General features: G+C 71.2%; 12 protein-coding genes. 6 read left to right on the forward strand and 6 right to left on the reverse strand.

Features of this window, described 5'->3' with window-relative positions:
* Nucleotides 1–2: 2 nt before the first annotated feature.
* Both ACIA77_RS29165 and pknB read left to right on the forward strand, forming a co-directional pair.
* Nucleotides 3–1301 carry a serine/threonine-protein kinase gene (locus tag ACIA77_RS29165; RefSeq protein WP_395889189.1) on the forward strand — a complete coding sequence of 433 codons (1299 nt, stop codon included), beginning with the start codon at nt 3–5 and terminating at the stop codon, nt 1299–1301.
* The gene (gene pknB, locus ACIA77_RS29170; protein WP_395889190.1) at nt 1298–3310 is read left to right on the forward strand and encodes a Stk1 family PASTA domain-containing Ser/Thr kinase; all 2013 of its coding nucleotides are present in this window, start codon (nt 1298–1300) and stop codon (nt 3308–3310) included. The genes ACIA77_RS29165 and pknB overlap by 4 nt, the downstream gene beginning before the upstream one ends.
* Nucleotides 3311–3371: 61 nt before the next feature.
* Here the strand turns inward: pknB and ACIA77_RS29175 are convergent, their stop codons facing one another.
* From ACIA77_RS29175 to ACIA77_RS29190, 4 genes are all read right to left on the reverse strand, one after another.
* Nucleotides 3372–3710, reverse strand: coding sequence for a hypothetical protein (locus ACIA77_RS29175; protein ID WP_395889191.1), 339 nt, complete (start codon nt 3708–3710; stop codon nt 3372–3374).
* A 388-nt stretch (nt 3711–4098) separates the two neighbouring features.
* Nucleotides 4099–4743, reverse strand: coding sequence for a hypothetical protein (locus tag ACIA77_RS29180; protein ID WP_395889192.1), 645 nt, complete (start codon nt 4741–4743; stop codon nt 4099–4101).
* Nucleotides 4731–5555 (reverse strand): ATP-binding cassette domain-containing protein, encoded by an 825-nt coding sequence (locus ACIA77_RS29185; RefSeq protein WP_395889193.1) that lies wholly within the window; start codon nt 5553–5555, stop codon nt 4731–4733. The genes ACIA77_RS29180 and ACIA77_RS29185 overlap by 13 nt, the downstream gene beginning before the upstream one ends.
* Complete coding sequence (locus ACIA77_RS29190) at nt 5552–6196, reverse strand: aminodeoxychorismate/anthranilate synthase component II (RefSeq protein WP_395889194.1); 645 nt, start codon at nt 6194–6196, stop codon at nt 5552–5554. The genes ACIA77_RS29185 and ACIA77_RS29190 overlap by 4 nt, the downstream gene beginning before the upstream one ends.
* Before the next feature lie 215 nt (nt 6197–6411).
* On the opposite strand from ACIA77_RS29190, the gene ACIA77_RS29195 reads away from it, so the two are divergent.
* Nucleotides 6412–7731, forward strand: a complete 1320-nt coding sequence (locus tag ACIA77_RS29195) for an FAD-dependent oxidoreductase (protein ID WP_395889265.1) — start codon at nt 6412–6414, stop codon at nt 7729–7731.
* Between the two features lie 20 nt (nt 7732–7751).
* Here the strand turns inward: ACIA77_RS29195 and ACIA77_RS29200 are convergent, their stop codons facing one another.
* On the reverse strand, nt 7752–8354 hold the full coding sequence (locus ACIA77_RS29200) for a LuxR C-terminal-related transcriptional regulator (protein ID WP_395889266.1): 603 nt from the start codon (nt 8352–8354) through the stop codon (nt 7752–7754).
* Nucleotides 8351–10177, reverse strand: coding sequence for a histidine kinase (locus ACIA77_RS29205; RefSeq protein ID WP_395889195.1), 1827 nt, complete (start codon nt 10175–10177; stop codon nt 8351–8353). Before ACIA77_RS29205 ends, ACIA77_RS29200 begins: the two co-directional genes overlap by 4 nt.
* A gap of 175 nt (nt 10178–10352) precedes the next feature.
* On the opposite strand from ACIA77_RS29205, the gene ACIA77_RS29210 reads away from it, so the two are divergent.
* From ACIA77_RS29210 to ACIA77_RS29220, 3 genes are all read left to right on the forward strand, one after another.
* Complete coding sequence (locus ACIA77_RS29210) at nt 10353–11063, forward strand: ABC transporter ATP-binding protein (protein ID WP_395889196.1); 711 nt, start codon at nt 10353–10355, stop codon at nt 11061–11063.
* 5 nt (nt 11064–11068) lie between these two features.
* On the forward strand, nt 11069–11803 hold the full coding sequence (locus ACIA77_RS29215) for an ABC transporter permease (RefSeq protein WP_395889267.1): 735 nt from the start codon (nt 11069–11071) through the stop codon (nt 11801–11803).
* 93 nt (nt 11804–11896) lie between these two features.
* Nucleotides 11897–12289, forward strand: a complete 393-nt coding sequence (locus tag ACIA77_RS29220) for an SCO5389 family protein (RefSeq protein WP_395889197.1) — start codon at nt 11897–11899, stop codon at nt 12287–12289.
* The last annotated feature ends 2 nt before the right edge of the window (nt 12290–12291 follow it).

Genomic DNA, 12291 nt, shown 5'->3' on the forward strand with positions numbered 1-12291 from the left:
CGATGCTGTCCTCGGGTCAGCTGCTGGCCGAGCGCTACAAGCTGACGAACCGGATCGCCGTCGGCGGGATGGGCGAGGTCTGGCAGGCCAGTGACACCCGGCTCGACCGGGTCGTCGCGGTGAAGGTGCTGAAGGCCGAACTCTCCGGCGACGCGGAGTTCCTGCACCGGTTCCGCACCGAGGCGCGGATGACGGCGTCGCTCAACCACGCCGGGATCGCGGCCGTCCACGACTACGGCGAGACGTTCGCCGGCTCCGACGACGGCAACGCCGAGGACGCACTGCCCATTGCGTACCTGGTGATGGAGTTCGTGGAGGGTGACCCGCTCGCGGGCATCCTCGCCAAGCACGGGCGCCTGTCGGCGGACTACACGCTCGACATCCTCGAGCAGGCCGGCAACGCGCTGCAGGCCGCGCACGAGCAAGGCTTGGTGCACCGCGACGTGAAGCCCGGCAACATCCTCGTCACCCCGGCCGGGCAGGTGAAGATCACCGATTTCGGCGTGGCCAAGGCCGCCCACGCGGCACCGGTCACGCGCTCGGGCATGGTCATGGGCACCGCCCACTACATCGCGCCCGAACAGGCGCTGGGCCACGACGCCGAGCCGGCCAGCGACGTGTACTCGCTGGCCGTGTGCGGTTACGAATGCCTCGCCGGGCACCGGCCGTTCCTGTCGGAGAACTCGGTGAGCGTCGCCATGATGCACATCCGCGACCTCCCGCCGCCGCTGCCTCCGGACGTGCCGCCGGGTGCGCGCGCGGTGATCGAGGCGACCCTGGTCAAGGACCCGCGGCAGCGCTACGCGAGCGGCGGCGAGTTCGCCGGGGCCGTCGCCGCCGTCCGCGCCGGCCACCCCCTGCCGACGCCGCTGGGCCTGGTCAACGCCGCCTACGCGGCCGGCCAGGTCCCGCCGTCGCCACCCCCCGGGCTGCCGCAGGCCGGCAGCCCCCACGTGCCCATCGGTCCTGGTTCCAACCCCGCCTTCCCGCCGCTCACGCCGGGCGCAGTGCACCCGCCCGTGCCGCGGCGGAGGAGTCAGTGGGGCTGGTGGGTGCTGCTCGCGGTGATCGTGGTCGCGGTCATCGTCGTGGCGGCGTTCGTCATCGCCAGAGCGGTGGGGTCCGGCAACGGACAGGTGCCGAGAAGCGTGGACACAGGCAGACCGGGTCCGGTCGAGCCGACCGGCCGGCCCACGGGACCGACCGCAGGCGGACCCGACGGGCCCGCAACGAGCGAGAAGCAGGGCCTGCAAGGCATCATGACCACACCTTGGACGGAATGGAACGGCACACAGAGATGAGCACACCCAGACTGCTCTCCAATCGGTACGAGCTGGGCGAGACGCTCGGCTACGGAGGTATGTCCGAGGTCCATCACGGGCACGACGTGCGTCTGGGCCGGGAAGTGGCGATCAAGGTCCTGCGCGCGGACCTGGCCCGCGACCCCCAGTTCCAGGAACGCTTCCGTCGTGAGGCGCAGAACGCGGCCGCGCTGAACCATCCGGCCATCGTCGCGGTCTACGACACCGGTGAGGCCAACACCGAGTTCGGCAACCTGCCCTACATCGTCATGGAGTACGTCGAGGGCCGGACGCTGCGGGACATCGTGAAGACCGAGGGCCCGATGTCGCAGAAGCGGGCCATGGAGGTCATGGCCGACGTCTGCGCCGCGCTGGACTTCTCGCACCGCCACGGCATCGTGCACCGCGACGTGAAGCCCGCCAACGTGATGATCACGAAGAACGGCGCCGTCAAGGTCATGGACTTCGGCATCGCCCGCGCGATGCACGACGGTCAGTCGGCGATGACGCAGACGGCCGCCGTCATCGGCACCGCGCAGTACCTCTCCCCGGAGCAGGCGCGCGGCGAGTCGGTCGACGCGCGTTCGGACGTCTACGCGGCCGGCTGCGTGCTGTACGAGCTCATCACCGGGGAGCCGCCGTTCACGGGCGACTCGCCGGTGGCGGTGGCGTACCAGCACGTGCGGGAAGACCCGAACCCGCCGTCGTCGGTCAACCCGGCGGTGACGCCGGAGCTCGACGCCGTGGTGCTCAAGGCTTTGGCGAAGGGCCCGGCCAACCGGTACCAGTCGGCCGCCGAGATGCGCTCCGACCTCGTGCGCACGCTCTCGGGCCAGCGCCCGTCCGCCCCGATGGTCATGTCGGAGGACGAGCGCACCCAGGTCATGAACGCCGATCGCCGGCAGCCGCAGCGCTACGAGGAGTACGCCGACGAGCCGGACGAAGACCCGCGCGCCAAGCGCCGGCGCCGCCTGATCCTGGCGCTCGTCGCCGCACTTCTCGTGGCCGGCGTGATCCTGCTGATCATGTGGCTCAACGGCGCGTTCCGCGCCGGCCAGAAGACGGCGGCGATCCCGAACGTGGTGAACCACCCGGTGATCACCGCGAAGTCGGAGCTGCAGGCGGCGGGCTTCTCGTCGTTCGCACCGAACACCAACATCGTGTGCGGCATCGCGGACCCCAGCAAGAACCCCGGTGGCCAGCAGTGCACCGAGGACCAGATCGACAAGGTCATCGCGATCAACCCGAACACCGGCGCGAACGTCTCGACCGACACGCAGATCCAGCTGACCGTGGGCGTCAAGCCCAACTCGGTCCCGGTGCCCGACCTGACCGGCAAGACCCCGGACCAAGCCGGCCAGATCCTGCAGCAGGCCAATCTGAAGCTGGGCAACACCAATACTCAGCCGGCGGACAAGCAGGAAGACGTCGGCAAGATCCTTTCGCAGGACCCGACCCCGAACTCCTCGGCCACCGAGGGCACCTCCGTGAACATCACCGTCGGTGGTGATCTGGCGCTGAAGCAGGTGCCCGACACCACGGGGCAGAACTTCGACGATGCGAAGAAGACGCTGACGGGCCTCGGCTTCCAGGTCAAACGCAGCAACGTCGCTTCCCAGCAGCCGAAGGATCAGGTCGTCAACCAGCAACCGAACGGCGGGCAAGTCCCCCCGGGTTCGACGATCACGCTGCAGGTCTCGAACGGCCCGCAGGACATCTCCATGCCGGATCTCACGGGGCAAACCGAGGACCAGGCGACCCAGACGCTGCAGAGCAAGGGCTGGTCCGGGAACATCACCGTCAAGTCCCAGAAGTTCGGTGCCGGTCAGCCGGGCACCGTCATCCGCACCGACCCCGCCGCCGGCGAGACGCTTTCGCCGACTGATCCGGTCACGCTGACGATCCTCGAGGACAGCAGCGGCGGCGGTTCGTCGACCACTCCGATCATCCCGGGCGGCGGCAGCAACAGCCCGCCGGGCTTCGGCGGCCTCCCGCCGGCGAAGAACTGAGCCGCTGACACCAGGGCCCGCACGGTTCGCCGTGCGGGCCCTGCGTCGTTTCCGGGGTTTCTCAGTCCTGGTCGAGGAAGCCGCGGACGCTTTCGAGGACTTCGTCGACGTCGCTGCCCGTACCGCAGTCGACGTCGAGCTCCTCGACGGCGCCGGACCGCTTCACCTTGAGCCACACCGCTTCGTCGCCGCGGCGCTTGCGCAACCAGCCGAAGAGGGAGCGGCACAGCGTGCCAGCCGAGCGGCTGCTGACCATCACGACCACGGCGTCGCCCGCCACGGATCTCTCCGTCACCCGAACGCGGTCTCTGAGTTCGTCCTCCGTGCGCAGCCACGAGGCGAGTTGGTGCAGCTCGGCACCCGACCCGGCCACGGTGATCGCGGCGATCCCAGCCGTCACGACTCTCCCCTCACGGGTGAACAGACGGCGAGAGGGTAACCGACCCGCCGGCGCGGAGGAAGAGCAGCACCGTGGATTGCTGTCTGCAATTTGCACATCACTCGGAGCCACGGCGCGGAGCAGTGCGCTCAGGGCACCGGCATCCGCCGTCGGCACGGGCGCGTCATGCCGCCGACGAATGCCGGTGGACCGGTGAACCACCCGCGGCGCCGGATCGTTTCCCGACGCCGCGGGCTCCCTCCGCAGCAATGGACTGCTGCTGGCCGGCACGCCTGCGCAGGCGAAGGCCAAACGTTAGCGTGCCGGCGTGATCGTCGGAAGATCCTGACTGTAAATTGCTGTGTGCAATTTGCAGTTTTACTCCGCGTGAACTCGAATCGCTCCGAGCTCAGGCCCGCCGGGCCGCGAGCCACCCGGTGCCGACGGCGCTGACGATCAGCGCGAGCACCGACGTGACCACGGCGAGCACGAGCGGGCCGCCGTGCGGTTCGTCGCTCGTCAGCGCCCGCAGCAGCGGGTGGACCAGCGGCACCCACTTGGCCAGCAGCACCACACCGAGCACCAGCACGGCGGCGAGCACCGTCCAGCCGATGCGGCCGACGAGCAGCCGCGAGCACGGCAGGCCGATCGCGATGCCGAGCAACGCGCACGCCAGGTGCGCCGGCAGCCCGACACCGATCCCGCCCCCGTCCAAGTGGCCGGTCCGGACCGCCGACCAGGCCAGCGTGAGCACGGTGAGCACCACCGTGATGCCGAAGACCGCCACGATCGCGCCACCGATGGTGCGGCCGCGGCTGCGCGCGTGGCTGAGCGTGACGAGTCGCTGCACCGGGTCTTCGATGTCGAGCACCGCGATCGTGAGCCAGCAGCCGACGACCACGAGCGCGCCGCCGCTCACGCCGTACAGCGGCAACACCGGCGAAGTCGGGTCGGAGTAGAGGATCACGCACAGCGCGAGGTAGGCGAGCAGCGCCGGCAGGTAGCGCTGCGAATGCCCCAGCAGCGCGAGGTAGTAGCGGCTCACGGCGAGCACGGCGCCACCTCCCGCACGGACCAGCCCCCGGAAAGCGCGCGCAGCAGCACCGCGTCGGCCCTCGTCGCGTCGACCGTGAGCACCACGTGCGAACCGTCGGCGACCGCTTGCCGGACCCCGGGTTCACCGGCCCAGTCGGCGCCCGAACCGGCGAGCACGATGCGCGTGGCCGGCTCGGTTTCGACCGGGGTTTCCGCCGGGGCCGCGACGGCCGTGAGCCGGCCGCCTTCGATGCGGAGGACGGCGTCGGCGTGTTCGCGCACGACCGCAGGCCGGTGGTCGGTGAACACCACGCTCGCGCCCCGCGCCCGGGTCTCGGCCACCAGCTCGCCGAGCACCGCGTGGGTGCCGGCGTCGAGGCCGGACCACGGTTCGTCGAGGATCAGCAGGTCGGGCCGCGGCAGCACGGCCTGGGCGAGGCCGACCTTCTGCGCGTTGCCCTTGGACAGCGTGCGCAGCTGCGCGTCGGGCCCGCCGACGAGTGCGAGCCGTTCCAGCAGCGGATCGATGGCCGACAAGTCGACTCCGCCGCGGATGCGCGCCAAGTGCTGCAGGTACGCCCGCGCGCTCAGCCGTTGGCCGCCGGGGAACCGGTCGGGCAGGTAGCCGATGGCCGGCGTCCCGTGGACGGTGCCGAAGCTCGCGCGGGAAACTCCCGCCATGATCCGCAGTAGCGTGGACTTCCCGGAGCCGTTCGCGCCGAGGATCCCGAGCACGCGCCCGGCGGGCACGGTCAGGTCGACGCCGTCGAGCACGAGCTCGCCGCCGCCGTACCGCTTACCGACCCCCTCGAGCCGGATCGGCGGGGTCACGCAGCGGCGGCCTTCTGCAGCGCCTTCGTGGCGCTCTCCAGCCGGTCGACCAGCGCCGGGTCGACGGGGTACCCCGCCGAGGCCAGCCAGGTCGCGAGCATCCGGTGCCCGCCTTGGGTGAGCACGGACTCGGGGTGGAACTGCACGCCCTCCAGCGGTAGCTCGCGGTGGCGCATGCCCATCACCACGCCGGTGCCGGTCCGGCCGGTGACCTCGAAGACGTCATCGGCGATCGTCTCGGGCAGCACGGTGAGCGAGTGGTAGCGCGTGGCCGTGAACCCGTCGGGCAGGCCCGCGAGCACGCCCTTCCCGTCGTGGTGGACCTGGCTGGTCTTGCCGTGCAGCAGCTCCGGCGCGCGATCGACGGTGGCGCCGAAGTGCACACCGAGCGCCTGGTGGCCGAGGCAGACGCCGAGCATCGGGGTGCGCGTCTCGGCGCACTTCGCGATGACCTCGATGCTCTGGCCGGCGCGCTCGGGCGTGCCCGGGCCGGGCGACACGAGCACGGCGTCGAACTCGGGGACGCGGTCGAGGTCGACGACGTCGTTGCGCCACACCGTGCAGTCGGCGCCGAGCTGCGCAAGGTACTGCACGAGGTTGTAGACGAAGCTGTCGTAGTTGTCGACGACGAGTACGCGCATGCGGCCACCTTACTGATCCGGCCAAAAGTAGGCCGACCCCCGAGCGAGACGTAGCCGTGGCTACGCGCGCCATGCGGCCGTGACTGTGGTCGGATTGGTAACGACCGGCACAGTTGCGGCTCCCACCTGCTGGACCGTACGCCAGATCACAGTGAAAGTTAGGTAGGCCTAACTTACCGTGGATTCCTGTGAGCCGATCTCTTCGCGTAGCGGTCGTGGGCGCCGGTCCCGCCGGCATCTACGCCGCCGACCTCCTGGACAAGTCAGACGCCGACGTGCAGATCGATCTGTTCGAGCGGATGCCGGCCCCGTTCGGGCTGATCCGCTACGGGGTGGCCCCCGACCACCCGCGCATCAAGGGCATCGTCACCGCGCTGCACAAGGTGCTGGACCGCCCGAACATCCGCCTGCTCGGCAACGTCGACTACGGCACCGACATCAAGCTCGACGAGCTGCGCGAGTTCTACGACGCCGTGATCTTCTCGACCGGCGCGATGGCCGACCGCCCCCTCGACATCCCCGGCATCGACCTCGACGGCAGCCACGGCGCCGCCGACTTCGTCTCCTGGTACGACGGCCACCCCGACGTGCCGCGCACCTGGCCCCTCACCGCCACTTCGGTCGCCGTGCTGGGCGTCGGCAACGTGGCGCTCGACGTCGCGCGCGTGCTCGCCAAGACGGCCGACGAGCTGCTGGCCACCGACATCCCGGCGAACGTCCACGAAGGCCTCAAGGCCAGCCCGGTCACCGACGTCCACGTGTTCGGCCGCCGCGGCCCGGCGCAGGCGAAGTTCACGCCGCTGGAGCTGCGCGAGCTCGACCACTCGCCCAACGTCGAGGTGATCGTCTACCCCGAGGACATGGAGTTCGACGAGGCGAGCGTCGCGGCGCTGCGCTCGTCGAAGCAGATCGACATGGTCGTGAAGACCCTGCAGGAGTGGGCGATCCGCGACGAGGGCTCCCGGCCGAAGCGGCTGCACCTGCACTTCTTCCACGCACCGGCCGAGGTGCTCGGCGAAGACGGCCGCGTCGTCGGCCTGCGCACCGAGCGCACCGAGTACGACGGCGAAGGTGGCGTGCGCGGCACCGGCGAATTCCACGACTGGGACGTGCAGGCCGTGTACCGCGCGGTGGGCTACCAGTCGTCGCACCTGCCGGAGGTGCCGTTCGACCACGTCGCGGGCGTCGTGCCGAACCAGGCCGGCCGCGTGCTGGACCTCGACGAGAACCACGTGCCCGGGGTTTACGTCACCGGCTGGATCAAGCGCGGTCCGATCGGGCTCATCGGCCACACGAAGGGCGACGCCGCCGAGACCGTCGCGAGCCTGCTGGCCGACGCCGGCACGCTGACCCAGCCCCAGCACGGCTCCCCCGACGCGATCCTCGAGTTCCTCGCCGGCCGCGGCATCCCGTTCACCACGTGGGAGGGCTGGGGCAAGCTCGACGCGCACGAGAAGGCGCTGGGCGAACCCCACGGCCGCGAGCGCATCAAGGTCGTGGAGCGCGACGAGATGGTGCGCGTTTCCCGTAGCTGAGCCGATTCACGAGTGCCGATTCACGAGCCGGCACCGAGGTAGGCGAGCACGGCCAGCACGCGGCGGTTGGTGTCGTCGGACGCGGCGATGCCGAGCTTCCCGAAGATGCCGGCCGTGTGCTTGCCGACGGCGCCCTCGCTGAAGTGCAGGCGCGCCGCGATGGCGGCGTTGGAACAGCCTTCGGCCATGAGTTCCAGCACCTCGCGTTCGCGCGGGGTGAGGGCCGCGAACGGGTCGGCGGCATTGCCCGCCACCAGTTTCGCGATCACCTCGGGGTCCATCGCCGTGCCGCCGGCGGCGACGCGGCGCACGGCGTCGACGAACTGCTCGGCGTTGAACACGCGGTCCTTGAGCAGGTAGCCGACGGCGCCGGTGCCGTCGGCGAGGAGTTCCCGCGCGTAGAGCTGCTCGACGTGTTGTGACAGCACGAGAATCGGCAGGCCCGGTACTTCGCGCCGCGCGGCGAGCACCACCTGCAGGCCTTCGTCGGTGTTGCTCGGTGGCATGCGAACGTCCACAACGGACACGTCGGGCCGGTGCTCCCGCAGCGCCGCGGCCAGCTCAGGACCGGAGCCGACGGCCGCGACGACGTCGAAGCCGTGGGCGGTGAGCAGGTGCGTCAGGCCGTCCCGGAGGAGGTACTGGTCCTCGGCGACGACGGTGGTGGGGCGGCTTCGGGACTGAGCTGGCACGGCACCTCCACGATCGCCTCGGTCGGTCCGCCCGGCGGGCTGGTGAGCGTCAACCTACCGTCGAAACCGCCCAGTCTCCGCTCGATTCCGCGAAGTCCCGAGCCCCGCGCGGCTTCGGCGCCGCCGCTGCCGTCGTCGGTCACGACCACGCGCAGCTCGCCGTCGGCGTGTGACAGGGAGAGCGAAACCCGGCGCGCCCCACCGTGTTTCGCCGCGTTGCCCAGCAGCTCGCACACGGCGAAGTACACGCACGCCTCCACCGGTTGTTCGACGCGCCCGGGCACGTCGGCCGTCACGTCGACCTTGAGCGGGCTGTCGAGCGCGACCGCGCGCACGGCGTCGACCAGCCCGCGCTCGGACAGCACCGGCGGGTGGATGCCGCGCACGAGCAACCGCAGCTCCGTCAGCGCGTCCGACGACGCGGTGCGCAGCTCGGCCGCGAGCCGTTTCGCCGCTTCGGGGTCGCTGTCGATGAGCGCCTCGATCGCCCCGAGTTTCAGGCCCATGGCCACGAGCCGCGACTGGATGCCGTCGTGCAGGTCGCGTTCGATGCGGCGCAGCTCGGCGGCCTGGGCGACCGTGACGTCGGTGCGCGATTGGTCCAGTCGCGTCACCCGCTGCGCGAGCCGCATCGCGTCCGTCGGCCCGAGCCACAGCCGCGCGAAGCGGGCCTGCTGGCGGGCCAGTAACGTCGTCGGCGCGAGACCGGCGACGATCAGCGCGAGCGCCACCGGCGTCTGAGCGAGCGCGCCGAGGTGCGTCGTCACCTCGGGCAGCGGGAACCACTGGACCGGTGCCGACCCGAACGGCCTCAGGACCCAAAGCACCACGAGCCCGGTCAGGCCCCAGCCGAGCAACGCGACCGTGGGCAGGGTCAGCAGCAGCGCGACCGGCGGGATCAGCGCGCCGCCGGCGAGGTCGCGCCAGGTCGCGCGGTCACGCAGGATCCACCGTGTGCGGGCGCGCTGCACCGGCCACCACGGTTCGTCGTACAGCTGCTTGCCGACCTGATAGAGCCCGTCCGGCCGCGGCACCGGCAGCCCGGGCGGCGGCAGGTACGGCCGCGCGATGCGCACGCCCGTCCAATTGCCGGCCTCGCGGCGCAGCGTGTCGGGGATCGTGCGGCACGACACCACGAGCGGCGCCGCGACCGGGGCGGCGCCGATGATCACCACGAACTGCCACACCGAGAACCCCAGGTGCACGAGCGACAGCGCGAGCAGCCCGATCTGGTGGCCGAACGATTCGAGGTGCCGGTGCAGCCACCGCTTGCGCGGGGGCCCGGCCGGCGGGCGCGGGCCGAGCCAGAAGCGCGTCCAGCGGCCGTACCAGCGCAGCGCACGGGCGCCCACGGCGAGCGAGAGCAAGGCTGTGAGCAGCGCGAACGGCGGGTTGACCAGTTGCCAGCCGAGCTCGCGGCCGGTGGCCGGGTCCTCCGTGATCCACGTGAAACGTCGGTTCCAGCGGATCCACCACGCGCGCTTGTAGAGCTGGTTGCCGTCGCGGTACCAGCCGTCGCGCTCGCGTTCGGGCTCCACTGGCGCCGGCCGGTACGGGCTGGCGACCTCGACCCCGCACCACCGGCCGACGAGCTCGCGGGTGCGGGCCGAGCGCCCGCGGGCCCGGTCGAGGGCGGGGCTGAGGAAGAAGACGAGCCCGACGCAGAGCAGCAGGAAGGCGAGCAGCTCCACGAGCGCGTCGAACCAGCTCAGCACCGCGAGACCGGCGAGGGCGAACGCACGCCGTCGAGGCACGTGGCCACCCCCTTTCCCCTCCCGGCGAGTGTGACCGATCCGGCCGCCCCGGCGCACGGGCCGCAGCACCCGGACCGGGGTGGGCCCAGCCCCACCCCCGCGTCAGCAAAACCCCACCTGAGCTGGGGTTTCACCATCATTCTGCCGGACGCCGCGCGTGCCTAGCGTTTTTCGCATGCCACTCATCGAAGTCACCGAGCTCCGCAAGACCTACGGCAAGCGGGTCGCGGTCGACGGCGTTTCGTTCGCCGTCGAGCGCGGCGAGATCTTCGGCGTCCTCGGCACCAACGGCGCCGGCAAGACCACCACCGTCGAGTGCCTGCAGGGGTTGCGCCGGCCCGATTCCGGCACGATCTCCGTGCTGGGCCTGGACCCGGCGAAGGACTCCGTGCGGCTGCGCCGGCTCGTCGGCGTGCAACTCCAGGACGCGCGGCTGCCCGAGAAGCTGCGGGTGCAGGAGGCGCTGGAGCTGTTCGCCGCCTTCTACCCGGAGCACGCCGACCTGGGCGGACTCCTGCGGCGGCTCGGCCTCGAAGACCACCGGACGGCCGCGTTCGGCAAGCTCTCCGGCGGCCTGCGGCAACGGCTGTCGATCGCGCTCGCGCTGGTCGGCGACCCGCAGGTCGCGATCCTCGACGAGCTCACCACCGGCCTCGACCCGCATTCGCGCCGCGACACCTGGCACGTGGTCCGGGACGTGCGCGACGCCGGCGTGACGGTCGTGCTCGTCACCCACTTCATGGACGAGGCCGAACGCCTCTGCGACCGCGTGGCCGTGTTCGACGCCGGCCGGATCATCGCCACCGGCACCCCCGCCGAACTCCGCGCCACCACGGGGAAATCCACTTTGGACGACGCGTTCGTCACCCTCACCGGACGGGAGTGAGCACCGTGCACACCTTCACCAAGCTCGTCGCCACCGAGGCGAAGCTCTTCCTTCGCACGCCGCTGTGGGCGCTGTTCGGCATCGCGCTGCCGACCACGCTGCTGCTCGGCATCGGCTCGATCCCCGGCATGTCGCGACCGAGCGACGCGACCGGCGGTTACCGCTTCATCGACCTGTGGGTCCCTTCGCTCGTCGTGATTTCGCTCGCGATGCTCGGCCTGCAGGCGATCCCGGCGGCCGTGGCCACCTACCGCGAGCAGGGCGTGCTGCGCCGCCTCGCGACGACCCCGGTGCCGCCGGCGCACCTGCTGCTCGCGCAGCTCGTGATCCACGCGGTGGTGGCGCTCGCCGGAGTGCTGCTGATGCTCGTGACCGCCCGGGTCGCGTTCGACGTGCCACTGCCGCGCCACCCGCTCACTTACGCGCTGACGTTGCTGCTCGGCCTGGTCTCGGTGTTCGCGCTGGGCCTGGTCGCGGCGTCGGTCGCGCGCACGGCGAAGGGCGCTTCGGCGCTGGCGATGATCGCGTTCTTCCCGATCATGTTCCTCGGCGGGGTGTACCTGCCGCGGCCGCTGCTGCCGCAGGTGATCCAGCGGATCGGCGCGTACGTGCCGCCGGGCACCCAGCCGTTGCAGGACGCGTGGGTGGGCGCCGGCGTTCAGCCGCTGCAGTTCGTCGCCTTGGCCGCGTTCGCCGTAGGCGGGACGGCGCTGGCCGTGCGGCTGTTCCGGTGGGAGTGATCCACCGAAGTGGTGATGAATACCGTTTTCTCTTGTGGCGTGCGCGCCGAGGCGAGTAGCCAGGAGGAGACCCACTCAACCCTGGAGGTTGTCTTGTCCCTGGACGTATCGCCCGCGCTGCTGGAGAAGGCCGAGCGCGGGGAGGTCTCCGACGCCGAATTCGTCGCCTGCGTACGGGAATCGCTGCCCTACGCGTGGGAAGTGATCACGGGCGTGATCGCCGAGGCCGACGGCGCGCCGGACGGCTTCGCCGACAACGAGACGCCGCCGCCGAGCGAGGCCGCCCGCGGGCAGCTGCTGCGGGCGCTGGCCTCCGACGCGATCCGCGGCGGCCTCGAACGCCACTTCGGTGTGAAGCTCGCGTTCCAGAACTGCCACCGGGTCGCGGTGTTCCGTTCGTCCGAAGTGGACGGTGACCGGTACCGCGCGTTCGTCTCGCCGCGCGGGCAGCTGCTGAACCAGAGCCCGGAGCTGCGCGACTGCTAGGT

The sequence above is a fragment of the Amycolatopsis sp. NPDC051903 genome, assembly GCF_044452505.1.
GTDB lineage: Bacteria > Actinomycetota > Actinomycetes > Mycobacteriales > Pseudonocardiaceae > Amycolatopsis.

Excerpts from the sequence above, each read along its gene's own strand:
- ACIA77_RS29165 (WP_395889189.1), top strand. The coding sequence starts at position 3 with ATGCTGTCCTCGGGTCAGCTGCTGGCCGAGCGCTACAAGCTGACGAAC.
- pknB (WP_395889190.1), top strand. The coding sequence starts at position 1,298 with ATGAGCACACCCAGACTGCTCTCCAATCGGTACGAGCTGGGCGAGACG.
- ACIA77_RS29190 (WP_395889194.1), bottom strand. The coding sequence starts at position 6,196 with ATGCGCGTACTCGTCGTCGACAACTACGACAGCTTCGTCTACAACCTC.
- ACIA77_RS29210 (WP_395889196.1), top strand. The coding sequence starts at position 10,353 with ATGCCACTCATCGAAGTCACCGAGCTCCGCAAGACCTACGGCAAGCGG.